Source organism: Streptococcus sp. 'caviae' (assembly GCF_001937065.1).
Classification (GTDB): Bacteria; Bacillota; Bacilli; order Lactobacillales; family Streptococcaceae; genus Streptococcus.
In genome coordinates this window covers 129,697-152,768 of sequence record NZ_MOWR01000005.1, presented here as the reverse complement: position 1 = coordinate 152,768, position 23,072 = coordinate 129,697, and the positions used below count along the sequence as shown (strand labels likewise).

Genomic DNA, 23,072 nt, shown 5'->3' with positions numbered 1-23,072 from the left:
ACTCTTTAGATTGTTTTAACTTTAGCTGAAATCTTCCGATTGTCCTTGCGGCTCGATTCCTTATACAGGATCAAAATACGGCCAATTTTCAGGACTGTCTCCAGGCCAATCTCCTCTTCCAAAATCTCTGCAACCTCATGGATATTCTCATCCGTATTCTGCAACAGTGTTACTTTAATTAATTCACGCGCATCCAGAGCGTTTCGGATACTTGTTTTGATTTGATCATTTAAACCGTTCTTGCCGATGTGAACGATCGGTTTTAGCGAATGCGCTTGACTCTTTAAAAAGGCTCTTTGTTTACTTGTTAATGCCATAAGCTTCCTTTATCATTTTATATCAATGCCTTTCTGGTCACTACAGCAACTCCCTGCGGTGCCCAAGCGGCAATTTTTGCCTGTCCTGCCAGTCGAATCCAGCCTAAGCCAGAAAAAACAATATCCGTTTTTCCATCCACAGCAAATTCGTGTCTCACCAGCTGCGGAAAATCTGCCAATTCTTCCTTGTCCGGCGGCGTCAGAAGTTCTCCTGCATGCTTTTTATAAAAAGCATCTGCCCCAGCCAGTTTTGTTCGGTGAAGTTTAAGATTATTGTCAAAATAAGCGGTAAAGCCCTGCTTATTTCCCTGAAGAAAATCAAACCGTCCCAGACCGCCTAAAAAGAGGGTTTGTTCGGGATTAAGCTGATAGGTCTTAGGCTTGATTTCCTTTTTAGGGCTGATATACTTGAGGGCCTTAGCTGACAAATAATGTGCCATCTGATGGCGGTGAATAATGCCGGGAGTATCAAAAATATAGCTGCCGTCATCCAGCGGAATTTCGATCTTATCCAGCGTCGTTCCCGGAAAACGTGAGGTGGTAATCACATCCTTGTCACCAGTAACTTCCCTGATGATGGCGTTAATCAGCGTAGATTTGCCGACATTGGTAACGCCAACCACATAAACATCGCGGCCCTTGCGCAGTTTTTCAATAGCTGCAATCAGCTCTTTAATGGCATAGTGATTTTGAGCGCTGGTCAAAAGAACATCAACCGGGCGAAATCCTTCTTCATGAGCCCTCTCTCTAAGCCATTGTTTTACCTTGCTGGCCTTGACGGATTTAGGCAAAATGTCAGCCTTATTGCCGACCAAAAGAACATCATTGCCAGAGACAAAGCGCGGCAGACCGGGAATGACAGAACCATTAAAATCAAAAATATCAACGACATTGACAACCAGAGCGCTGCTGTCGCCCACTTCGTGCAAGAGTTTCACAAACGCATCATCCGAAATATGAACATCGGTGATTTCATTATAATGACGCAGCCTAAAACAGCGCTGACAATAGACCTCTCCCGTTTCCAGACCCTTTTCCAAGGCTGATTGCGGCGTGTAGCCAGCACGATTTTTTTCTTCTGTTTGAATTTGGGCTCCGCAGCCGATACAAAATAATGCTTCCACTTAAATTTCCTTTTTATAGACAAATGCACCATATTTGTCTTCGATTTTTTTCCAAACACGGCGTTCACGCGCACGATTAAACTTAGTATTCCAAGCATCTGATTCCACCAAAGGTTTCACTAGAATACTTTTAATACCGGCACGATGAGCCGCACGAATATCCGTCATCAGCTGATCCCCCACCATGACCACTTCATCTTTTGAAAAGCCATAGCGGCTGACCGCCGCGTTAATGCCATGCGCAAAAGGCTTCATGGCCCGGCTGACAAAGTCAACATGAAACCTCTCCACCGCGCGTCTGACACGTGCATGGCTGTTATTAGAGACCACAACGACCGGCATATCTGCTTCAGTCATGCTATCCAGCCAGTCGCGCAGCTCCGGCGTCCCATCAGGATGATTCCAGGCTATCAGGGTATTGTCCAAATCCACAAGAACGGCCTTAATCCCGTGCTTTCGCAGGCTATCAGGGGTTAAATCATAAACAGCTTCCACCACAAAATCGGGTCGATAATTTTCAATACTCACAGACTTCTCCAAATACAATAGTACCCTTTATTTTAACATAAAATGAAGAATAAGGCGAGGATGAAAAAGACCTGCGGCAGTCTGAAAATATGAAGAAAATGCATGAAACCTACGGTGAATGACATGCATTTTTTAATAGTTTTAGACAGATAGCATCCCAGTCCATTCTTTATACCACAATTATACCGCTCTGTTGACACATGAACCAATCCCAAAATCAACCAAAGAATCCAATGATAAACCTCTATAAAATTCTCAAATTTTTCCTTTGCCGGCTGCTAATAACTCTCTTACAGAAATGATGAGGACAGCCAGTATAATCAAGAGCATGCCTAAAAGATCCATGGGATAAAAAACTTCTTTCATAATCGCAGCTGAGAAAAAGATTGCCGCTATTGGCTCAATGGTTGCCAAAAGACTGCCCTTTACAGCACCAATCAGACTGACGCCTTTTAAAAAGGCAGTATAAGCAAAAACACTGCCGACAATAATTAAGCCAAAATAAGCAAGGAGGTTATCCGTTTGAAATTGCGGATTGTATTGCCAAGACTGGGTGCTTAGACCAAATACCAGACCGCCCATCAGCATGCCCAGACCAATGACCAACAGGCTTCCCCATTGTTGAATCAACTTGATGGGCAAAAACATATAAAGGGTATAAGTCACAGCAGAAAAGAGCCCCCAAAAAAGACCGGCCGGAGTCAGAGCCAGACTTCCCAACTGTCCATGCGTTGCTATAACAAAGGCTCCCAAAGTGGCTAAAAGAATCGCAGCAACTTCACCCAATGTCGGCAAACTGCGATCTTTAAAACAAACAACAGCCAAAACTAAAACCGGCGCCAGATACTGCAGAACGGTTGCCGTTCCAGCATTGGTATGATGGATAGCCTGCAGATAGCTAAACTGATTGAAAAGAAGACCGCATATACTAAAAACTAAAATTCTGCTTAACGTCTTTTTATCATTAAGCATTATTTTGACTTGCTTAGGCTGTTTCCAAATCACAAAGGCAAGCAAGATGGTTCCTGATAGGAGCATACGCAATGACGTCAGTAAATTAACGGAAATCCCCTGATTCATTAAATACTGGCCCGAAACTCCTGATAAGCCCCAAGAAACAGCCGCCAGAACAATGAGAACTGTCCCATTAAACAATTTTTTCATACCAGCTCCCAGCCATACTTTTTCCCTTATTGTAGCATAATTTTGCAGCAAAAAATCGGCCGCAGCCGATTTTTAAATTTATAATTTCCCCAATTCTTCATTAAGCAGCTTTTGGGCGACTTGTGGATTGGCCTGTCCTTTGGTGGCTTTCATGATTTGGCCGACCAGAGATTTGGCTGCATTTTTGTTGCCGCCTTTGTAGTCATTGAGAGCTTTTTCGTTGTTGGCAAAGACTTCTTGGATGATTGGCAGGAGCTGAGCCGGGTCTGATATTTGAACAAGACCAGCTGATTTAACATAGGCTTCTGCAGAACCGCCGTTTTTAGCCAAATGAAGGAAAACTTTCTTAGCTATTTTGGAGGAAATTGTTCCGTCTGCTACTAATTGCAGCATTTCTGTTAGGTTTTCAGGGGTTAAGCCGATTTGATCAATTGTTTGACTTTCTGCATTGAGGTATTGGGCAATATCTCCCTGCAGCCAGTTAGAAACAGCTTTAGCATCTGCTCCTTCAGCTACCGCAGCTTCAAAGAAATCTGAAATGGCTTTTGAGCTGGTCAGCTGAACAGCATCGTAGTCTGATAAGCCCAGATCATTGATATACTTGGCACGGCGTTCCTGCGGAAAAGCAGGCAGCTCTGCACGTACTTTTTCAATCCACTCATCTTCAATCTCAAAGATTGGCAGATCAGGTTCTGGGAAATAGCGGTAGTCTGCTGAACCTTCTTTGACACGCATCAGCACTGTTTCACCAGTTGTTTCATCATAGCGGCGTGTTTCCTGCTGAATCTGACCGCCAGAACGCAGAACTTCTGCCTGACGCTTTTCTTCATAGGCCAAACCGCGGCGGACAAAATTGAAGGAGTTCAGATTTTTCAGCTCAGTCTTAACGCCAAATTCTTCTTGTCCATAAGGACGGATAGAAATGTTGGCATCCACCCGCATGGAACCTTCTTCCATCTTAACATCGGAGATTCCTGTGTATTGGATAATTTCTTTAAGAGCTGTCAAGTAAGCATAGGCTTCTTCAGGAGAACGCATATCGGCTTCTGATACGATCTCAATCAAAGGAACACCTTGACGGTTAAGATCGACATAGGAATAGCCGTCTGCACCGTGCGTATTTTTACCGGCATCTTCTTCCAAGTGGGCACGTTCAATGCGGATTTTTTTGGTGCTGCCATCTTCTAATTCAATATCAATCCAGCCATTGTAGCCAATAGGCTCGTCAAACTGTGAAATTTGATAGGCCTTTGGATTGTCAGGGTAGAAATAGTTTTTACGGTCGAAATGCATGCGCTGATGAATATCCATGTTAAGCGCCAAGGCCGCCTTGATTCCATAATCAATGACCCCTTTATTCATAACAGGCAAGACGCCGGGGAAAGACCAGTCAACGATATTGGTATTGGCATTTGGATCTTCGCCAAAATGCGCCGGTGCAGGTGAGAAAATTTTAGAATTTGTTTTTAATTCAACGTGGACTTCTAATCCGATGATAGTTTCAAAATTCATTAGTTGCCACCTCCAAAAATGACTGGCTGTTGTTTATGATAATCCGTACTTGCTTCAAAAGCCGCTGCTGCTTGATAAATGGTTTGTTCATCAAACGGTTTGCCAATCAGCTGCATGCCGACAGGCAAGCCATCAGCAAATCCGGCAGGAATAGAAATCCCTGGCAGACCGGCCAAATTCACAGGGATAGTCAAAAGGTCAGCTAGATACATGGCAACAGGGTCTTGGTGCTGCGAATCCAAATCATAGGCAACAGTCGGTGCTGTCGGGCCTAAAATCAAATCATAGTCTGCAAAGACTTTCTTGAAATCTTCCATGATAAGCGTCCGTACTTGCCCTGCTTTTTTAAAGTAGGCATCATAGTAGCCAGATGACAGACTAAAGGTTCCAAGCATGATACGACGTTTAACTTCCTCACCAAAACCTTCGCTGCGGGTATTGATATAGACATCATCCAGATTTTCATAATCGCTTGTGCGATAGCCGTAACGAATACCGTCAAAACGCTGTAAGTTGGAAGATGCTTCTGACGATGCAATGATGTAGTAAACTGCTACGCCGTATTTAGAATGCGGCAGACTGACTTCCTCAACAACAGCACCTAAGCTTTCAAGCTGCTTAGCAGCTTTCAAGATTGTTTCTTTAACCTTCTCATCAATACCTTGGCCGACATATTCTTTAGGAAGAGCAATCTTCATTCCTTTGATGTCTTTGCCGATGAACTGGGTGAAATCAGGCACTTCCACTTGTGAAGAAGTAGAATCCTTCTTATCATGACCCGAGATAACATTCAATAATTGGGCATTTTCTTTAACCGTTTGCGAGAAAGGTCCGATTTGGTCCAGCGAAGAACCAAAGGCAATCAAACCAAAGCGGGATACGCGGCCGTAAGTCGGCTTAAGCCCGACAACTCCATTGAAGGCTGCAGGCTGACGAATAGAACCGCCAGTATCAGATCCAAGCGACAAACGCACCTGACCGGCAGCAACTGCCGTTGCAGAGCCACCTGAAGAACCGCCGGCAACCTTGTCTTGATTCCAGGCATTTTTTGTTAGTTTAAAGTAGGAATTTTCTGTTGAACCGCCCATGGCAAATTCATCCATGTTGGTTTTACCAACAATAATCATATCCTTGCCGTAGAGTTTCTCAACAGATGTCGCATCAAAAATCGGCTTGTAATTATAAAGCATTTTTGACGCAGCAGTGGTCAGGATATTCTTGGTTGAAATATTATCCTTAACAGCAAGCGGAATACCAGACATAACATTGTCCGCATCAATGCCTTTTTCATCAATAGCAGCGGCCTGGGCTAAGGCTTCTTCTTCTGTTACCGTGATAAAGGAGCCGACTGTTTCCTCACGTTCCTTAATATCTTCCAAAGCAGACTTGGTCAATTCAAGAGCCGAAATTTCTTTGTTGACAAGAAGGTCGTGCAATTCATCAATTGATTTAGTATTAAAAGTCATTAGGCGTCTCCTCCATCATCAATAATTGCCGGAACTTTAATCAAACCGTCTTCGTGCTCTGGAACATTTTTGAACAGGTCATCACGGTTCCAGCCCGGTACTGAAACATCTTCGCGCATGTAGTTGATGTTGTCAGCCACATTGGAAGTAAAGGGCACACCCTCCGTGTCAACTTCATTTAGTAATTCGACCATGTCAACAATCTTGGTCAAGGTCGTTGCAAATTCTTTTGTTTCGCTATCCGAGAATTTCAACTTCGACAAATTAGCCACATGGCGAACTTCTGCTTCTGAAATCTTCATTATTTTCTCCTTAATAAAATATCAACTTTTTTATTTTACCATAAAACCAGCAGCTTAGTCACGCAAAGCAAGACGCAAATCTGCCAGCTGATGCTCCCCGACAAAGCTTGGACTTTCAAGCATTGGATCAGACCCCTGACCGTTTTTAGGAAAGGCAATAACCTCGCGGATATTTTCTTCTCCTGCTAAAATCATGACCAAGCGGTCAAGTCCCAGAGCAAGACCTCCATGAGGCGGGAAACCATAGTCCAGGGCTTCCAGGAAGAAACCAAAATCACGCTCATAATCTTCTTTTTTCATGCCCAGCAGCTCAAACATGGCTTCTTGGGCCTTGCGCTCATGAATCCGCAGACTTCCCCCGCCGATTTCATAGCCGTTTAGAACGATGTCATAGGCTCTGCTCATAATTTTTTCAGGATTTTCCTGCCAGTCGCTGCCTTCTTCAAAGGCTCCCTGAGTAAAAGGATGGTGCATGGCCTGATAGCGGCCCAAATCATCATTCCACTCAAGCAGCGGCCAGTCAGTTACCCAGAGGAAGTTCAACTTATCATTATCGATTAAGTCTAAATCTTTGGCTAATCTGATTCGAAGACCTCCAAGAGCCTCTTGGACACGTCTGAGCGAACCTGTTACAAAGAAGATGAGGTCTCCATCTTCAGCCGCAAACAAGTCCAGCAATTCAGCGTTATGCTCCTTGAAAGTAGATTTGAGAGAGCCTGTAATTTGACCGTTTTCTATGGTTGCTGTCGCAAAACCGGCGACTCCGAAATCCATAACCAATTGTTTCAATCCAGCCATTTGCCGATTGGTGAAAGCCTTGGCAGCATTTTTGGCACAGATTCCCATGACAGCCCCATTTTCTTTTTTGAGGCCTTTTTGCAGAAAGAGCGACGGATTGCCTTTGGAAAGTTCTGTCAGATCCTTAAGTTCCATGGCAAAGCGGGTATCCGGTTTGTCAGAACCAAAGCGGCTCATAGCTTCTGCATAGGAAATCGTTGGAAAATCAGCAGTCAGATCAATGCCTCTGCTGGCCTTGACAACCGCTTTGAGCATGCCTTCTACCAGCTGTCGGACATCTTCTTCGCTGACAAAGCTCATCTCCAAATCAACCTGAGTAAATTCAGGCTGGCGGTCACCGCGCAGATCCTCGTCACGAAAACAGCGGACAATCTGATAATAGCGCTCAAGCCCTGCTCCCATGAGGAGCTGTTTTAACATCTGCGGGCTCTGCGGCAGAGCATAAAATTGATTTTTGAAGACGCGCGACGGCACCAAGAAATCACGGGCACCTTCCGGCGTTGATTTGGTCAGATAAGGCGTCTCAACATCGATGAAATCAGCCTGATTGAGATAATCGCGGATGGCCTTTGTGACTTGATGGCGCAGCTTCAAGTTAGCCGTCATCTTCTCACGGCGCAAGTCCAGATAGCGGTATTTCTGACGGATTTCCTCGCCAGCATGAGCATGATTGTCCAATTCAAAAGGCAGTGCCTTGCTGTCAGCAATAATGTCAATTTTTTCTGCCCGCAGCTCAACCTGACCTGATTTAATATGGGGATTGACAAAGCGCTCATCGCGGGCAACGACCTCTCCTGTCACCGCTAAAATACTTTCCTTATGCAGCTCATGGAGCTTTTCAAAATCAGCAATCTGGCCGTCTACAAATACCTGCAAAAGCCCTTCTCGGTCACGCAGTTCAATAAAGGCCAGCTTCCCGTGATTTCTGATATTAGCGACCCAGCCTTTAGCGGTCAAGCGCTGTCCGACTTGTTCTAAACCGTAATTTCCGATAAATAATTCTTTCATGATTTCCTCTTTATTGTAACTAAAAAAGCACCGCCTTCATCTAAACAGACGAAGACCGCGGTGCCACTGTTATTTGTCATCAAAGTTTTGATAACCTCTTAATTCGTAACGTGAATGAGACGCCTAAATTTTTAAGATAGGAGATTAAAGCATGTTCTTCGGATTCTTTTGGCTTGGCATCACTCCCAGCAACGGATGCTCTCTGGACAAGCCGCAAGGCCTACTCTGCTTCTCTTCATATTTAATTTTTTACTTATTGATTATTCTATTATAGTTGCACCCAGCACATTTTGCAAGTGGTTGAGCGCAAATTGATGATTTTCTTGACTCAAAGAAGCTACAGCCGACTCTATCACTTCAATTTGATAGCCGAGATTATAGGCATCAACAGCTGTATGCAAGACGCAGATATCTGTCAGAACCCCTGTCAAAACAACTGTCTTTACGCCCCGCTCACGCAGGCGGATATCCAAATCCGTTCCTGAAAAGGCAGAATAATGACGCTTATCTAACCAAAAGACACTTTGATCAGTCTTGTGCTCTTGGTAGAAATCAGCCAGAGGGCCATACAAGTCACGTCCGCTTGTTCCTTTGATATTATGAGGCGGAAAGAGCTTAGTCTCCGGATGAAAGACGTCTCCTTCGTCGTGACCGTCAATAGCAAAGAAAATATAGTCGCCCTTGTCATAAGCAGCCTGTGTCACCTGAGCAATTCTTTCTGAAATAGCCTGAGCCGGTTTTCCCGCTGTCAGTTTGCCGTCATCGGCAACAAAATCATAGGTGTAATCAATTGAAATCAGTGCTTTTGCCATTAACTATAGTCCTTTAGTTTATCAAAAATGCCTTCATTGATGACTTTTAAATAAGTCCCCTTCATGCCCAGCGAACGGCTTTCAATGATGCCCGCACTTTCGAGTTTTCGAAGGGCATTGACGATGACGCTGCGCGTAATGCCGATACGATCTGCAATGACCGAAGCCGTCAGGCGGCCTTCATTGCCATCAAGTTCATTGAGAATAGCCGCAACAGCTTTCATTTCTGAATAAGACAAGGTATTAATCGCCATATTAATCGCCGTTTGCTTGCGGATGGTTTCTTCCAGATTTTCTGTCTGCAGGTTCAAGAGCTGAATCCCTACAACCGTAGAGGCAATTTCAATTAAGATCAAATCATCGTCATTGAACTCTTTGTCATTGCGCCAGATAATCAGAGAACCCAGCCGCATACCGCCGCCGTAAATGGGAGCAATGGTCGTTAAACCATCCGGATAGATATCCTTGGATTCAACCGGGAAAATCGTCAGCTCATTTTCAACTGACAAATTAGCCTCTGTGTCATAGATACGGCTGGCCGCTTTGACATAGTCCTCAGGAAGTTTTTTTGCTTGGAAAAATTCTTCAACACGATCGGTATTGGTTTTATATTTCATCGCATAGCCGAGAATTTTGCCGCTCCCATCGATAATACACGTATTGCAGTCAATAATTTCAGCCAACTGATCCGCAATCGTATCGTAGGGCAAATCACTTTGAAGACTTTCGGCCGACCGCTGCAAAATAGACGTAATACGTCGTGTTTTTGATAATAAATTAGCCATAAGTCACTCTTTCTTTGATAGTCAAAACTATTATAACAAAGGATTTTTTAGAATGCAAATAATTGTCAGAAAATTCCTTACTGTTTGACAACTTTTTTGAAAGCCCTTTTATTTTCGATACTGACTGAGAAAGCGTGTCATTTTTTCTTGAATTTCAGAAAGCTCTTCAACACGCGGCAAATAAACGATGCGGAAGTGATCCGGCTCCATCCAGTTAAAGCCGCGGCCGTGAACGAGGAGCACTTTTTCCTGCTTAAGGAAATTGAGCACAAACTGCTCATCATCATCAATGCGATACATGCTGCGGTCAATCTTAGGGAAGATATAGAGCCCTGCCTGCGGCTTAACTGCTGTAATCCCCGGAATCTCATTCATGGCCTTATAGATGAAATTGCGCTGTTCATAAATGCGTCCTCCCGGCAGCAAAAGTTTATCAATCGACTGCACACCGCCCAGAGAAGTCTGAATAACCTGCTGGGCTAAAACATTGGAACAAAGACGCATATTAGAGAGCATATTGAGCCCTTCAATATAATCTTTAACATGCTTCTTCGGTCCGGACAGCACCATCCAGCCGACACGGAAACCGGCAATACGATGCGATTTTGACAAACCATTCATTGACACACAGAAGAGGTCCGGCGCCAGGCTAGCAATAGCCACATGCTCACCGCCATCCATAACCAGACGGTCATAAATCTCATCTGCAAAAATAATCAGATCATTTTGTCTGGCAATTTCTACAATATCCAGCAAGACATCCTTGGAATAGAGAGCTCCGGTAGGATTATTGGGATTAATGATGACGATAGCCTTTGTATTAGAAGTGATCTTGGACTTGATGTCATTGATATCCGGATACCAATTAGAGCTTTCATCGCAAACGTAATGAACAGCGTGGCCGCCGGCAAGACTGACAGAAGCTGTCCAGAGCGGATAGTCCGGCATTGGGATTAAGACCTCATCTCCGTCATCTAAAAGCCCCTGCATGGACATGGTAATCATTTCAGATACCCCGTTGCCGATATAGATATCATCAACGTCAACATCAGGAATATTTTTAAGCTGGCAGTACTGCATGATGGCTTTACGAGCTGGGAAAATGCCTTTTGAATCCGAATATCCTTCGCTCTCACGCGCATTCATAATTAAATCACGGATAACTTCATCAGGAGCAGTCAGACCAAAAGCAGCCGGATTGCCGGTATTCAGCCGAAGAATCTTTTCGCCATTGACAATCATGCGGTTGGCCTCTTCCAAGACCGGGCCCCGAATATCATAAGCGACATGCTCAAGTTTAATGGATTTATTAAATTCTCTCATCGTTTCACCTCACTGGTTACATTGGTGTCATTATTGTAGCGCATTTTAACTAAAATCGCAATCAAGCTCCTAAGAACCAATAGACATTTTGGTTTTATCTGTTGACCAGTCAGCCTGTATACTTGAATCTCCTCTTGCCTTTGTCAAAAAAATGTGCCATAATACAGTTATCCTAAAAAATATCCAAGGTTAACTAAAGGAGCTTTTCGCATCATGAAAACAAAAACAATCGCCTTAATCGCCGTAATGATTGCTATTATCATTGCACTGGGCTTTATTCCCGGTATTCCTCTGGGCTTCATTCCTGTTCCCATTATCTTACAGAATATGGGGATTATGCTGGCGGGAGCTCTCCTAGGCTCTAAGCGCGGGTTTTTATGCGTCAGCATCTTTCTGGTGCTGGCTGCCTTGGGAATGCCAGTCTTATCCGGCGGGTCCGGCAATATCGCTGTTTTCATGGGACCCACAGCAGGCTACTTGTTCTCCTATCCTTTTGCAGCTTTTCTCGTGGGACTGGTCACAGAAAAATGTGATAAGGCCAATGTTTTCTTGGAATTCTTGCTGATTTGGTTAGCTGGAGCATTGTTTATAGATGTCATGGGAGCTATCGGTCTGACAGTTCAATCCCACATGCCGCTGCCGCAAGCTTTAATGGCCAGCCTCATTTTTCTCCCGGGTGATACCATCAAAGTATTGATTGTCACCCTCATTCATCGAAGATTTAAAAATTCCTCTTTCCTTCAGGCATAAGCACTGGTAAAAGCTGCCGGAAACCGCTTAGATATATTTTACTTTTTTTCAGAAAAGGGTTACAATATAAGTATAAAGATGAGACGGAGGTTTAGCTTATGTCTACTTATAAAAATATCATGGTTGCTATTGACGGCTCCTACGAATCTGAACTGGCTTTTGAAAAAGGGGTCAGCGTTGCTCTGAGAAATGATGCCAATCTGCTCTTGACCCATGTCGTTGACACACGCGCACTCCAAAGTGTTGCAACCTTTGATGCTTACATCTATGAAAAGCTGGAACAAGAAGCTCACAGCGTCTTAGATGATTATGAAAAGCAAGCCCGCGAAAGAGGCTTGGAAAAGGTCAGACAGATTATTGAATTTGGCAATCCTAAACCTCTGCTAGCTACCGAGATTCCTGAGCGTGAAAAGGTGGATCTTATTATGCTTGGTGCAACCGGACTCAACGCTTTTGAGCGGCTGCTTATCGGTTCTTCATCAGAATATATCCTTCGCCATGCTAAGGTAGATTTGCTGGTTGTCCGCGACCCTGAAAAAACATTATAAATAAAACAAAATAAAAACGAACAAGCTGAGATATGATGCAAAATCATGATCGGCTGTTCGTTTTTTCATTATGTGACTTTTAGTCCGTCTCGCTCCGTAGGTGCGAGACAAATAAACCACCCGCTATGCGGGTGCGCAATCTGCGGTTATACCAAGAAAACTCCAAACGCGCTACAATAGAGGTGTTCAAACCTATTGTAAAGCGAAAGGAGAAAAGTATGGCTCAAAAAGCGCATAATTTATCACACACAAAGTGGATGTGTAAATACCACATTGTGTTACCCCTAAGTATAGACGAAAAGTAATCTATAATCAATATCGCAGCAGTTTAGGTAAGATATTTCACCGATTATGTCGCTACAAAGGTGTTGAGATTATTGAAGAGCATTGATGCCTGATCATGTTCATATGTTGGTTAGTATTCTTCCTCAAATTATCACATCTAGCTTCATGGGATATTTGATAAATATATCAATCTCAAATATAAGTTTAGGAATTACCATTTTTATTACATGAGAATAGCCGAGCTTAATGAAGCCCACAATAAAGAAATATATTCAAGAGCAGGAACAGACTGTCACCACACTTGATAAACTGAGTGTGAAAGAGTATGAAGATCCCTTTAAGAACAATGCCAAGTAATACAGATACTTTTGTAAGAGGCTGGCTGGTGATATGATATTGACTTATACCCCTAGTTCAAACCACCCGTTTGACGGGTGGTTATGATTAGTGAGCTTAGGTTTTTAAGACTTGCGCAGGGATTTTTGAATCTGCCGATCCAGCTCCCTTTTAATGGCCGGTTCGGGAGCAAAGTGCTCCTCCCAGTCGTCCGGCTTTAGAATCTTATGGGTTTCAGGATCAAAGTGCGCCTTGCCATCCGGAAAAATCTTTCCAATATTAGCTTCGTGCACCGTATCAAAGAAAGGCTTAGGATCGACTCCCATCAGCACAAAGGAACCGTAGGTAAAGTAAAGCAGATCTGTTAGAGCATCTACCTGCCCAACCAAAGGTGTTTCGGGATGCGGCTTGGTTAAAACTTTATCGGCTGCCTTATCAACAGCTTGGTGAAGCCGCTGAACTGCCTGGGCAAAGGCTTCTTGATCCCCGTTGCTGGCAGCGTATAGAAATTCGACAATCTCTTCTGCTTTGAAATCGGAGCGGTGCCCTCCTTCAACAATATCATAAACTCTCGGCGTTTCACAGGTTTCGCCGTCCATCAGCTGATGGAAATCCTTGACCTTGTTGAAGTTATCATCACTGCTGGAGAAGACCTTGGCTGTTTTATGGTGAATCAGGCCAAAATGCGACAGGGCCTTGGAAATCCCGTCGTCATTGTTGCTGGCGGTTGTATAGCTGGCAATTTTTTTAATCTGCTCAGTGGCATTGCCCATGGCAACGCCCAGACCGACACCGGACAGCATTTCAATATCATTGTCAGAATCGCCGAAGGCCATGACCTCAGACATTTCGATATCGAACTCTCTGGCGACACGGGCAATTCCCTTAATCTTAGACATGCCCTTAGAAATCAAATCGGCTGAATAGGGGCTGCTGCGGGTAATGGTCAAATGCGGAAATTTTTCCGCGATAACATCGCTTTGTTCCTTCGTTGCCACCAAAACAATCTGAAAAATCGGCTGGCGCATAATCGTCATCAGGCTATTTAAACTCTGCGGTTTAACACGACGGACAATGTGTTTAAAACTCCTGGTAACTGTCTTCGTCCATCTTTTGGGAATAATCCGGCTGAGCCATTGCCCAAAACGGCTGGTTCCCATATTGATGATATTAGAACCGACAAGACCTGAACTCGTCCCCAGAGAAATGTCACGGCGCTGCTCACTGGCATATTTGATGACACGGTAAACGGTAGATTTGGGCAGCTGGTTCTGGTACAAAACACGGTCGCGCGTGAAAATATACTGGCCGTTATAGGTAATGGCAAAATCAAGCCCTAAATTTTCCATAAAAGGTGCAACAAAAGCAGGCCCTCTGCCGGTCGCCACACCAACAAGAATGCCTTGCTTTTTCATATTTTTAATCGCCTGCTGGGTCGATTTCTGAACATGCTTGCGATCATTCAGCAAAGTGCCGTCAATATCGAAAAAAACTGCTCTGATTGCCACGCTATCACCTTTTATATCCTTTAAATTATGTTAAAATATAGTATAACACAATTTGAAAGAATTTTAAAAACGATGAAAAAAATACTTGTTTTGCATACCGGCGGAACGATTTCCATGCATACCGATGAAACAGGCAAGGTTGTTCCGGACAAGGACAATCCTATGAAAAATGTCGGCTTTACTCTCGACGATATTCAGATTGAAGCGGTTGATTTTTTCAACCTCCCCAGTCCCCATATCAAGGTCGAGCACATGCTCTTATTAGCGCAAAAAATCCGCCAGACAGCCGGAAGCTATGATGGCGTCGTCATTACCCACGGAACCGACACTTTAGAAGAGACGGCTTATTTTCTTGATACTCTGCTGCTGCCCGCTATTCCCATTGTGCTGACCGGTGCCATGCGGTCTTCCAATGAACTAGGGAGCGATGGCATCTACAATTATCTGTCTGCTCTGCGGGTTGCCAGCCATGATAAGGCGGCTGACAAGGGAGTGCTGGTTGTCATGAATGATGAAATCCACGCTGCCAAGTACGTCACCAAAACGCATACGACCAATGTCTCAACCTTTCAGACACCGACACACGGTCCTTTAGGAATCATCATGAAACACGATATTCTCTTTTTCAAAACTGCTGAGCCGCGGGTTCGCTTTGAGCTGACAGAAATATCAGGAACCGTTCCTATTATTAAAGCCTATGCCGGTATGGGAGACTGGCTTTTAAGCAGCCTGAGCCCAAACAATATTGACGGCTTAATCGTTGAAGCATTGGGAGCCGGCAATCTGCCGCCGGAGGCCGCTCAGAGTATCGTCAAATTAATCAAGCAAGGCATTCCTGTCGCGCTGGTTTCCCGCTGTTTCAACGGCATTGCAGAACCCGTCTATGCCTACGAAGGCGGCGGCGTTAGGCTGCAAGAGGCTGGTGTCATGTTTGTCAAGGAATTAAACAGTCAAAAGGCCCGCCTCAAACTTCTAATCGCTCTTAATGCCGGACTCAAAGGACAGGAGCTCAGAGAATATATTGAAGGATAAAAAGTTCCGAGATCCTCACGAAGCTGGATATTACTGCATCAGACAAACCTAAGCAGCAAGAATTCAGCTACTCGCTGGAAATCTCAGAAGGACAAATGTTAACAACGGTAGCTGCTGTTTGCGGAACGGTTCTGCTGCCAACCTTGAACAAAGGCTGTTTAAAAAATAAAAATCCTCTATTAACATGTAAAAACAAGCCAGTTTAAATTTGCTCCTTAAGCTAAAACCTGATAGTTCAGCTTAGGGAGATTTTTAGTGCCCTAAAGTTGTCATTATCAATATTCTTAACTTTAAAGGATGACACTTATAACTTTGCTGTACTCAAAAAGGAGAAATGGCAAAATCTCTCCTTTTGTTTTTTGACACTCAGTCCTCTTTAGCTAAAATTCTATCTGCTAAGGCAGGCTGTTACCAGCACTAAGATAGATATCATACCATTCTGGACGGGTTAAATTCACCCTGTAAGCAGCGGCAATTTTTTCAATACGCTTTGGATTCATAGAACCGATAACAGCCTGCATTTTGGCTGGGTGGCGCAGTATCCAGGCAATAACGATTGCTTCTGCAGAAACACTGTATTGCTGAGCATATTTAGCAATAGTCAGATTGAGATCCTGATAGTCAGGATTTTCTGAAAACAAACCGCTGGCCAGATCAATTTGAAAAGGTGACCAAGCCTGAATCGTGACCTGATGCAACCGGCAGTAATCAACCGTTCCACTATCACGATCAATGGCTGCGCTGTTTTTCATATTAACATTTAAGCCTGCATCAAACAGCGGAGTATGAGCAGGTGAGAGCTGCAGCTGATTGACAGCTAAAGGTTCTTCTAAATAAGCAGCCAGCAGTTCCATTTGGTAGCGATTCTGATTGCTGACACCAAAATGCTTGACTTTACCAGCCGCCTTCAGTTGCATGAAAGCTTCTGCTACTTCGTCAGGTTCCATGAGAACGTCCGGCCGGTGTAACAGCAGAAAATCCAGATAATCCGTGTTTAACCGCTGTAAAATCCCATCTACAGCAGTTACGATATGATCTTTGGAAAAATCAAAATACCCTTTTTGAATACCGCATTTTGACTGCAAAATCAGCTGTTCTCGCTCAATACCGAGATTCCTGACTGCTGCTGCAAAGCGTTTTTCAGATTCACCGCCACCGTAAATATCGGCATGATCAAAAAAGTTTATGCCTTGTTCAAGAGCTGACTTAAGAACTTGCTCAGCATCCTTTATTTCTAGCGCTGCCATGCGCATACACCCTAGAGCAATGCGCGACCCAATCATATCTGTTTGTCCAATCTTTTGTAGCATAGACGATCTCCTTTTTTCTTTTGTCTTTATTATAACATTTTATGTAAGCGTTTGCTTTTAAAATAGACCTCTGACAAGAAGTGCTTCATGGCCTTAATCCTAACTCCTTGATGCAGGAGTTGGGAATAAAAATGACCGATTTCTGTCCCCTCTCGTTTTACTTTTCTCAATACAAAAAGACAAGTGCATGCAGCTTTGATCAAGTCACATGCACTTGCCTTTCTAATTGTTTCAAAAGATGATACAGCGCATTTTTATTGTTCATATCTCAATCCAAAATCTCCTTTTGTCTAAGATTTTGAACGAGAACTGCCCAGCGTTTGTCTTGCTGCCAGTCTTTGTCACGGACAATTTCTGCTGCAAGGCGGCGGGCTTCTTCCAGAATATTGTAGTCCTCTACGATGTCAGCCACCTGAAATTCCGGAATTCCTGATTGACGGGTGCCGAAAATTTCTCCGGAACCGCGCATTTTTAAATCTTCTTCTGCCAGAAGAAAGCCATCTGTCGTTTCAGTCATAATCCGCATGCGATCCTTTCCGGCATCTGTTTTTGGATTAGCCACTAAAATAGCATAGGACTGCTTATCGCCGCGGCCGACACGCCCGCGCAGCTGATGCAGCTGACTGAGACCAAAGCGGTCTGCATCCATAATAATCATGATGGTGGCATTGGGTACATTGACACCGACTTCGATGACTGTTGTTGATACCAAAATATCAACAGCGCCTTTTTTAAATTCCTGCATGATGGCATCTTTTTCGTCGTTTTTCATGCGGCCGTGCATGAGAGCAACGCTGGCAGTATGGGCAAAATAATCTTTTAATTCTTTTTCTAAGGCACTGGCATTTTTTAAATCAAGACTTTCAGACTCTTCAATCAAAGGAGAAACAACATAAACCTGTGCCCCTTTTTCAATCTGATCTTTGACCCAAGACAGAACCTTATCCAGCTGTTCATGCTTGACCCAGCGTGTCTTAACGGGCTTACGCCCCTTTGGCAGCTCATCAATAACAGAGACATCCATTTCCCCAAAAGCGGTGATGGCCAGTGTCCTGGGAATGGGCGTGGCAGTCATCATGAGGACATCAGGATTCTCTCCCTTTTCGCGGAAAAGACGCCTTTGCTTGACTCCAAAGCGGTGCTGTTCGTCGGTAATGACCAAGCCTAGCTTATGATAGTCAACTCCTTCTTGTATTAAGGCGTGTGTTCCGACAATCATATCAACAGAGCCATTGGCAATAGCTGCTAGAGCTGAGCGTTTGACAGCTGCCTTCATGCCCGAGGTCAGCAAGGCAATGGATAATTCAGGAAACAGGGTATTCAGACTGTCATAGTGCTGTTCTGCTAAAATTTCCGTTGGCACCATCAAAGCCGACTGCATGCCAGCTGTATAGGCTGCATACATGGCAAGACCGGCGACAACAGTCTTGCCGGAGCCAACATCTCCTTGTAAAAGACGGTTCATATGAGCTCCGGAGGCCATATCTGCCAGTATCTCTTCCAAGCTGCGTTGTTGAGCACCTGTCAAAGGAAAGGGCAGTTCCGCAATTTTTCGGGCTATTTTTGTTCTGTCATAAGCTATCGCTAAACCATTTGACTCTGCCTTATTATCGGCTTTTAGAATCTGCAGATCCAGCTGAAAATAAAAGAGCTCTTCAAATTTAATACGCCGAAGCGCCTGACGGTACTCTGCCAAATCTTTAGGGAAATGCATGGCCCGTGTCGCCGTCTTTCTGTCCAATAGACGGTACTTATCCAGCAAAACCTGCGGAAGATTTTCCGGCAGACTGTCTGCACAACCTGAGTCAAAAGCCGATTTGATGGCCTTGACAAGCGCAGCCTGCGAGATGCCTTGGGCAACATGGTAAACAGGCTGCATGTCATCAGCTGCCTGAACTAAAATTTTAATGCCTGTCAAAGAAGACTTGGCCTGATTCCATTTGCCAAAAATGGCAATTTCCTGATCAACTTCCACCTTATCCTGCAAATAGGGCTGATTGAAAAAAGACACAGCAATGACAGCCTCTCCCTGCTTGATTTTAAAAGACAGGCGGTTGCGTTTGAAGCCATAATACTGAACGTTTGGCGGGGTCACGACCGTTCCGGTGACAACAGCCTTTTCACCATCCAACAAGTCAAAAACAGACTTGGTCTTAAAATCTTCATAGCGAAAAGGATAATAGAGCAGCAGATCTTCGATTGTATAGATGTCTAATTTGTGGAATTTTTCTGCAGACTTAGGACCTAAACCCTTTAAAACTGCAATTGATGATTGTAAGTCCATAAGCACCCCTCTACTAACTTTTTTACCATTATATCAAAAGCAGCGGACTTTCGACAGGCTGTAAAGCAACTCTTAAATAAGCCATAAAAAGCGGGAGCACACCTGTGACTGTATAGCATTCAGTCTGTGTCCTCCCAAGCCTTTTTATTCACGTACTATAGCAGTCTTAGCGCTGCAAGCTAATTAGCTGCATTGCCGGATTGTGGCTGATATTTTCTGGGAACACGGTCGCTGATGAGGCAAAGAACTTCATAATTAATTGTTCCTTTTTTGTCAGCAACATCAGTCGCCGAAATACTCTTACTCCCGTCTTGACCGATCAGAGTAACTTTTGTTCCTAGCGGATAGCGCTTAGGCAGACGAATGGTAATTTGATCCATGGACACACGTCCGACAATCTCACAATACTGACCGTCTACCAACACTTTAAAGCCTTGCAAATTTCTTGTCCAGCCATCGGCGTAGCCGATAGGCACTGTTCCGATGATTTCACCTTGATCAGCCGTATAGGTGGCACCATAACCAATGGTGTCTCCGGCATTTACCTCTTTGACCTGAACCAAGAGTGATGTCAAGTCCAGTGCCGGTTGGAGAGGATAAGGCAGCTCAAGCGCCTGACCGCTTGGATTTAAGCCGTACATCACAACTCCTAAGCGGACGGCATTCATAACCGTGTCACTGTGCCAAATGCTGGCAGCCGAATTGGAGGAGTGGACAATTGGCGGCCTGCTGTCCAAGTGTTCAACGATTCCTTCAAATTTTTGCAGCTGCTGCTTAAATTTAACATCGGAAGCTTCGTCAGCTGTTGCAAAATGGGTGAAAATCCCTTCAACTGCTGCTCCTGCTTCCTGCAAACCGGCAATAAGCTGATTAGCTTCTGTCAGATTTCTGACACCGATTCTGCCCATACCGGAGTCAACCTTAACGTGCACTGACAGGCCCTTTAAATCAATTTTTTTAGCCTTAGCCTCCTGCAGCCACTCCAGATCAGCAACTGTAAGTGTAATGCCTTCCTCTTTGGCTAAAGCTGCTTCATCAGGCAGAATAACCCCTAAAATCAGAACGAAATCTTTCAAACCGGCCCGACGCAGTTCAAGTGCCTCGTCTAAATTAGACACACAAAAACCATCTACCTGATTTTGAATGGCCTTCGCCACTGGCACGGCACCGTGACCGTAAGCATTGGCCTTGACAACGGCAAATGTTTTAATGTCTTTGCTGATGTGGCTTTGTACCTGTTTGATATTAGAAGCAATGCGGTCCAGATGAATATGTGCGGTTGTTGGACGATGATAACTAGCAATCATGATTCTCCTCCAAAATAACACTGGCTTCAACGAAGTTCCCCGAATGAGAGATACTGATAAAGATATTTCCGGAAAAAGGCGCCTTGGTAAAGATGGGCGCTCCTTTGTCATTAGATAAAATTTCCAAATCCTGAAAGCGCAAACTGCCGATACCGCTGCCATAGGCTTTTGAAAAAGCCTCTTTGGCAGCCCAGCGTCCGGCCAAGTATTCAATCTTTCGTTTCTCAGCAAGGGTTGAAAATATTTCCAGCTCTTTAGCCGTCAGCACCTTATCAGCAAAACGGCTGTTTTTTTGATAGGCCTTCTGAACAGCACCTATCTCTTGCAAATCAATTCCGTGTCCTACTATCATAATATCTTTCTAAAAGAGACTGGGACAGGGTCTCAATCTCTTATCGTTATCAAACTTAACATTTGGCAGGATAAATGCTGACAGCTCCCTGCTTTTTTCAGTAAAATTTTAGCACCAGATCTGCCTGAGATCAGATAATCCGCTTAACTGTCTTTCAAGGTATCATAAATCTCATGTACCAATTGTTCGGTGTTGTCCCAGCCCAGACACGGATCCGTGATCGATTTTCCGAAAACTTCCGGTTCGTCCTGACGGCCGTCTTCTAAATAAGACTCAATCATAAAGCCGCGGACATATTTGTTAATCTTGTCATTCCAATCACGGTTGATAAGCGTGTGGCGAACAATCCGCACCTGTTCCAAATAGTTTTTCCCTGAATTATCATGATTGGTATCAATGACAATGAAAGGATAGGACAGTCCCATATCTTCATACTGGTCAATCAGTTTTAAGAGAATGTCATAGTAATAATTAGGCTCGTATTCACCATGTTCATTGCTGCCGCCGCGCAGGATGACATGAGCTAAAGGATTGCCATCGGTTTCTACCTCAGCACCATTGTAAATAAAATTCTGCGAACTCTGAGCTGCGTGAATAGCATTCAGCATCACCTTGAGATTGCCGGAGGTCGGATTTTTCATTCCTGTCGGAACATCAATCCCTGAAGCTACAAAACGATGTTCCTGGTCTTCAACCGAACGGGCACCGACAGCATGGTAGGAAACCAAATCATCAACTAAGACAAGATTGGACGGATAAAGCATCTCATCAGCCGTTGTCAGCCCTGTCTCAGTAATGACACGGTAGTGAAGATTGCGGACTGCATGAATGCCATTGATAAGATCCGGCAGCTTAGAGCTGTTAGGCTGATGGATAAGCCCCTTGTAGCCGTCACCGTTCGTCCGAGGCTTAGCTGTATAGACACGCATGACAATAAAGATATGATCTTTTACTTCTTCTTGAAGCTTTGCCAAACGATGTGCATATTCCAGCACCGCTTCTTCATTGTCCGATGAACAAGGCCCCATGACCAAAAGAATACGGTCATCTTCACCTTTGATAATCTTAGCCAGTTCAGCGTCACGCGCCTGTTTTCTGGCTAAATCCCCATCTTTTAGCTGCGTATCTGCTTTGATTTTAGAAATATCTATGGTTGTGCTTTTTTGATGAATGCCCATTTTATTTTCCCAAAGTATCGTAAATTTCGTGAACTAATTGTTCAGTGTTGTCCCAGCCCAGACATGGATCTGTGATTGATTTTCCGAAGACTTCCGGTTCGTTTTGACGCCCGTCTTCTAAGTAAGACTCGATCATAAAGCCGCGGACGTATTTGTTAATCTTGTCATTCCAATCACGGTTGATAAGGGTCTGGCGAACAATTCTGACCTGCTCCAAATATTGTTTTCCTGAATTGTCGTGGTTGGTATCGATAACGATGAAAGGATTTTCCAGTCCCATGTTTTCATACTGTTCGATGGTATCTAAAACGTTGTCGTAGTAGTAATTTGGAATATTTTTGCCGTATTCATTAACACCGCCGCGCAAAATAGCATGGGCCAAAGGATTGCCGCTGGTTTCGACTTCTTCTCCATTAAAGAGGAAAGACTGTTTATTTTGAGCCGCATAAATACCATTAAACATAATATTCAGGTTACCGGATGTTGGATTTTTCATTCCTGTCGGAACATCAATTCCGGAAGCCACAAAGCGGTGCTGCTGATCCTCAACCGAGCGGGCACCGACAGCTATATAAGACACCAAATCCTCAATCAAAGGCAGGTTTTCGGGATAAAGCATTTCATCTGCTGTTGTCAGCCCTGTTTCTGTAATGACCCGGTAATGGAGGTTGCGAACAGCCATAATCCCGTTAATCAGGCTCGGTGCTTCTTCTGTATTAGGCTGATGCACCATTCCCTTATAGCCGTCACCGTTGGTGCGCGGTTTAGCCGTATAGACGCGCATAACCATGAACACACGATCCTTGACTTCTTCCTGCAGCTTTGCTAAGCGCTTAGCATACTCAAGGACGGCTTCTTCATTATCCGAGGAGCAGGGACCGATAATTAAAAGCAGGCGGTCATCTTCTCCCTTAATAATTGCTTCCAGCTCACGGTCGCGAGCTTCTTTTTTGTCCAAAGCGTCGCCTGTCAATTGTGACAGGCTGCGGACTTCTTCAACATTAATTTTATCACTGGTTGCTTTAAAAGACATTGTTGTTCTC

Annotated in this window: 21 protein-coding genes and 1 pseudogene; 4 read left to right on the top strand and 18 right to left on the bottom strand. The window is 44.2% G+C overall.

Annotation, left to right across the window (positions count from 1 at the left end):
• Positions 1 to 5: 5 nt before the first annotated feature.
• The 11 genes from yhbY to BMI76_RS06635 all read right to left on the bottom strand — a co-directional run bounded on the left by yhbY (position 6) and on the right by BMI76_RS06635 (position 11,139).
• Entirely contained in the window at positions 6 to 317 is a 312-nt protein-coding gene (yhbY, locus tag BMI76_RS06685; protein ID WP_003086522.1) for a ribosome assembly RNA-binding protein YhbY, read from the bottom strand.
• 17 nt (positions 318 to 334) lie between these two features.
• Positions 335 to 1,441 (bottom strand): ribosome biogenesis GTPase YqeH, encoded by a 1,107-nt coding sequence (yqeH, locus tag BMI76_RS06680; RefSeq protein WP_075346811.1) that lies wholly within the window; start codon positions 1,439 to 1,441, stop codon positions 335 to 337.
• Positions 1,442 to 1,969: a YqeG family HAD IIIA-type phosphatase gene (locus BMI76_RS06675; protein ID WP_057491744.1), complete on the bottom strand. Its 528-nt coding sequence runs from the start codon at positions 1,967 to 1,969 to the stop codon at positions 1,442 to 1,444.
• Between the two features lie 255 nt (positions 1,970 to 2,224).
• A complete protein-coding gene (locus tag BMI76_RS06670; RefSeq protein ID WP_075346810.1) occupies positions 2,225 to 3,133 on the bottom strand; it encodes a DMT family transporter in 909 nt (302 codons plus the stop codon).
• Between the two features lie 78 nt (positions 3,134 to 3,211).
• Complete coding sequence (gene gatB, locus BMI76_RS06665; RefSeq protein ID WP_075346809.1) at positions 3,212 to 4,645, bottom strand: Asp-tRNA(Asn)/Glu-tRNA(Gln) amidotransferase subunit GatB; 1,434 nt, start codon at positions 4,643 to 4,645, stop codon at positions 3,212 to 3,214.
• Positions 4,645 to 6,111: an Asp-tRNA(Asn)/Glu-tRNA(Gln) amidotransferase subunit GatA gene (gatA, locus tag BMI76_RS06660; protein WP_075346808.1), complete on the bottom strand. Its 1,467-nt coding sequence runs from the start codon at positions 6,109 to 6,111 to the stop codon at positions 4,645 to 4,647. The genes gatB and gatA overlap by 1 nt, the downstream gene beginning before the upstream one ends.
• Positions 6,111 to 6,413 (bottom strand): Asp-tRNA(Asn)/Glu-tRNA(Gln) amidotransferase subunit GatC, encoded by a 303-nt coding sequence (gatC, locus tag BMI76_RS06655; RefSeq protein WP_075346807.1) that lies wholly within the window; start codon positions 6,411 to 6,413, stop codon positions 6,111 to 6,113. Before gatC ends, gatA begins: the two co-directional genes overlap by 1 nt.
• Before the next feature lie 54 nt (positions 6,414 to 6,467).
• Positions 6,468 to 8,219 carry an aspartate--tRNA ligase gene (gene aspS, locus BMI76_RS06650; RefSeq protein WP_075346806.1) on the bottom strand — a complete coding sequence of 584 codons (1,752 nt, stop codon included), beginning with the start codon at positions 8,217 to 8,219 and terminating at the stop codon, positions 6,468 to 6,470.
• A gap of 260 nt (positions 8,220 to 8,479) precedes the next feature.
• Positions 8,480 to 9,031 (bottom strand): cysteine hydrolase family protein, encoded by a 552-nt coding sequence (locus BMI76_RS06645; protein ID WP_075346805.1) that lies wholly within the window; start codon positions 9,029 to 9,031, stop codon positions 8,480 to 8,482.
• Positions 9,031 to 9,816, bottom strand: coding sequence for a GTP-sensing pleiotropic transcriptional regulator CodY (gene codY, locus BMI76_RS06640; RefSeq protein WP_075346804.1), 786 nt, complete (start codon positions 9,814 to 9,816; stop codon positions 9,031 to 9,033). Before codY ends, BMI76_RS06645 begins: the two co-directional genes overlap by 1 nt.
• Before the next feature lie 108 nt (positions 9,817 to 9,924).
• Positions 9,925 to 11,139 (bottom strand): pyridoxal phosphate-dependent aminotransferase, encoded by a 1,215-nt coding sequence (locus tag BMI76_RS06635; protein ID WP_075346803.1) that lies wholly within the window; start codon positions 11,137 to 11,139, stop codon positions 9,925 to 9,927.
• Between the two features lie 213 nt (positions 11,140 to 11,352).
• Here BMI76_RS06635 and BMI76_RS06630 point away from each other — a divergent pair, with 213 nt between their 5' ends.
• The 3 genes and pseudogenes from BMI76_RS06630 (at position 11,353) to tnpA (ending at position 13,079) form a co-directional block, all read left to right on the top strand.
• Positions 11,353 to 11,889: a biotin transporter BioY gene (locus BMI76_RS06630; protein WP_075346802.1), complete on the top strand. Its 537-nt coding sequence runs from the start codon at positions 11,353 to 11,355 to the stop codon at positions 11,887 to 11,889.
• Positions 11,890 to 11,987: 98 nt separating this feature from the next.
• On the top strand, positions 11,988 to 12,437 hold the full coding sequence (locus BMI76_RS06625; RefSeq protein WP_003086587.1) for a universal stress protein: 450 nt from the start codon (positions 11,988 to 11,990) through the stop codon (positions 12,435 to 12,437).
• 218 nt (positions 12,438 to 12,655) lie between these two features.
• Positions 12,656 to 13,079: pseudogene (tnpA, locus tag BMI76_RS10565) on the top strand (IS200/IS605 family transposase).
• Positions 13,080 to 13,183: 104 nt separating this feature from the next.
• Here tnpA and BMI76_RS06610 read toward each other — a convergent pair.
• The gene (locus tag BMI76_RS06610; protein WP_075346801.1) at positions 13,184 to 14,566 is read right to left on the bottom strand and encodes a Cof-type HAD-IIB family hydrolase; all 1,383 of its coding nucleotides are present in this window, start codon (positions 14,564 to 14,566) and stop codon (positions 13,184 to 13,186) included.
• A gap of 72 nt (positions 14,567 to 14,638) precedes the next feature.
• Between BMI76_RS06610 and BMI76_RS06605 the strand changes: the two genes are divergently transcribed.
• Positions 14,639 to 15,598: an asparaginase gene (locus BMI76_RS06605; RefSeq protein WP_075346800.1), complete on the top strand. Its 960-nt coding sequence runs from the start codon at positions 14,639 to 14,641 to the stop codon at positions 15,596 to 15,598.
• Positions 15,599 to 15,993: 395 nt separating this feature from the next.
• On the opposite strand, the gene BMI76_RS06595 is transcribed toward BMI76_RS06605, so the two are convergent.
• From BMI76_RS06595 to BMI76_RS06570, 6 genes are all read right to left on the bottom strand, one after another.
• Positions 15,994 to 16,908, bottom strand: a complete 915-nt coding sequence (locus tag BMI76_RS06595) for an aldo/keto reductase family oxidoreductase (protein ID WP_075346798.1) — start codon at positions 16,906 to 16,908, stop codon at positions 15,994 to 15,996.
• A 268-nt stretch (positions 16,909 to 17,176) separates the two neighbouring features.
• Positions 17,177 to 19,192 (bottom strand): ATP-dependent DNA helicase RecG, encoded by a 2,016-nt coding sequence (recG, locus tag BMI76_RS06590; protein ID WP_075346797.1) that lies wholly within the window; start codon positions 19,190 to 19,192, stop codon positions 17,177 to 17,179.
• Positions 19,193 to 19,371: 179 nt separating this feature from the next.
• Positions 19,372 to 20,499: an alanine racemase gene (gene alr, locus BMI76_RS06585; protein WP_075346796.1), complete on the bottom strand. Its 1,128-nt coding sequence runs from the start codon at positions 20,497 to 20,499 to the stop codon at positions 19,372 to 19,374.
• On the bottom strand, positions 20,489 to 20,851 hold the full coding sequence (acpS, locus tag BMI76_RS06580; RefSeq protein WP_075346795.1) for a holo-ACP synthase: 363 nt from the start codon (positions 20,849 to 20,851) through the stop codon (positions 20,489 to 20,491). The genes alr and acpS overlap by 11 nt, the downstream gene beginning before the upstream one ends.
• A gap of 143 nt (positions 20,852 to 20,994) precedes the next feature.
• Positions 20,995 to 22,029 (bottom strand): 3-deoxy-7-phosphoheptulonate synthase, encoded by a 1,035-nt coding sequence (locus BMI76_RS06575; protein WP_075346794.1) that lies wholly within the window; start codon positions 22,027 to 22,029, stop codon positions 20,995 to 20,997.
• A 1-nt stretch (position 22,030) separates the two neighbouring features.
• A complete protein-coding gene (locus BMI76_RS06570; protein WP_075346793.1) occupies positions 22,031 to 23,062 on the bottom strand; it encodes a 3-deoxy-7-phosphoheptulonate synthase in 1,032 nt (343 codons plus the stop codon).
• Positions 23,063 to 23,072 lie beyond the last annotated feature (10 nt).

Excerpts from the sequence above, each read along its gene's own strand:
- yhbY (WP_003086522.1), bottom strand. The coding sequence starts at position 317 with ATGGCATTAACAAGTAAACAAAGAGCCTTTTTAAAGAGTCAAGCGCAT.
- BMI76_RS06670 (WP_075346810.1), bottom strand. The coding sequence starts at position 3,133 with ATGAAAAAATTGTTTAATGGGACAGTTCTCATTGTTCTGGCGGCTGTT.
- gatB (WP_075346809.1), bottom strand. The coding sequence starts at position 4,645 with ATGAATTTTGAAACTATCATCGGATTAGAAGTCCACGTTGAATTAAAA.
- gatA (WP_075346808.1), bottom strand. The coding sequence starts at position 6,111 with ATGACTTTTAATACTAAATCAATTGATGAATTGCACGACCTTCTTGTC.
- gatC (WP_075346807.1), bottom strand. The coding sequence starts at position 6,413 with ATGAAGATTTCAGAAGCAGAAGTTCGCCATGTGGCTAATTTGTCGAAG.
- aspS (WP_075346806.1), bottom strand. The coding sequence starts at position 8,219 with ATGAAAGAATTATTTATCGGAAATTACGGTTTAGAACAAGTCGGACAG.
- BMI76_RS06645 (WP_075346805.1), bottom strand. The coding sequence starts at position 9,031 with ATGGCAAAAGCACTGATTTCAATTGATTACACCTATGATTTTGTTGCC.
- codY (WP_075346804.1), bottom strand. The coding sequence starts at position 9,816 with ATGGCTAATTTATTATCAAAAACACGACGTATTACGTCTATTTTGCAG.
- BMI76_RS06635 (WP_075346803.1), bottom strand. The coding sequence starts at position 11,139 with ATGAGAGAATTTAATAAATCCATTAAACTTGAGCATGTCGCTTATGAT.
- BMI76_RS06630 (WP_075346802.1), top strand. The coding sequence starts at position 11,353 with ATGAAAACAAAAACAATCGCCTTAATCGCCGTAATGATTGCTATTATC.
- BMI76_RS06625 (WP_003086587.1), top strand. The coding sequence starts at position 11,988 with ATGTCTACTTATAAAAATATCATGGTTGCTATTGACGGCTCCTACGAA.
- BMI76_RS06605 (WP_075346800.1), top strand. The coding sequence starts at position 14,639 with ATGAAAAAAATACTTGTTTTGCATACCGGCGGAACGATTTCCATGCAT.
- BMI76_RS06595 (WP_075346798.1), bottom strand. The coding sequence starts at position 16,908 with ATGCTACAAAAGATTGGACAAACAGATATGATTGGGTCGCGCATTGCT.
- recG (WP_075346797.1), bottom strand. The coding sequence starts at position 19,192 with ATGGACTTACAATCATCAATTGCAGTTTTAAAGGGTTTAGGTCCTAAG.
- alr (WP_075346796.1), bottom strand. The coding sequence starts at position 20,499 with ATGATTGCTAGTTATCATCGTCCAACAACCGCACATATTCATCTGGAC.
- acpS (WP_075346795.1), bottom strand. The coding sequence starts at position 20,851 with ATGATAGTAGGACACGGAATTGATTTGCAAGAGATAGGTGCTGTTCAG.
- BMI76_RS06575 (WP_075346794.1), bottom strand. The coding sequence starts at position 22,029 with ATGGGCATTCATCAAAAAAGCACAACCATAGATATTTCTAAAATCAAA.
- BMI76_RS06570 (WP_075346793.1), bottom strand. The coding sequence starts at position 23,062 with ATGTCTTTTAAAGCAACCAGTGATAAAATTAATGTTGAAGAAGTCCGC.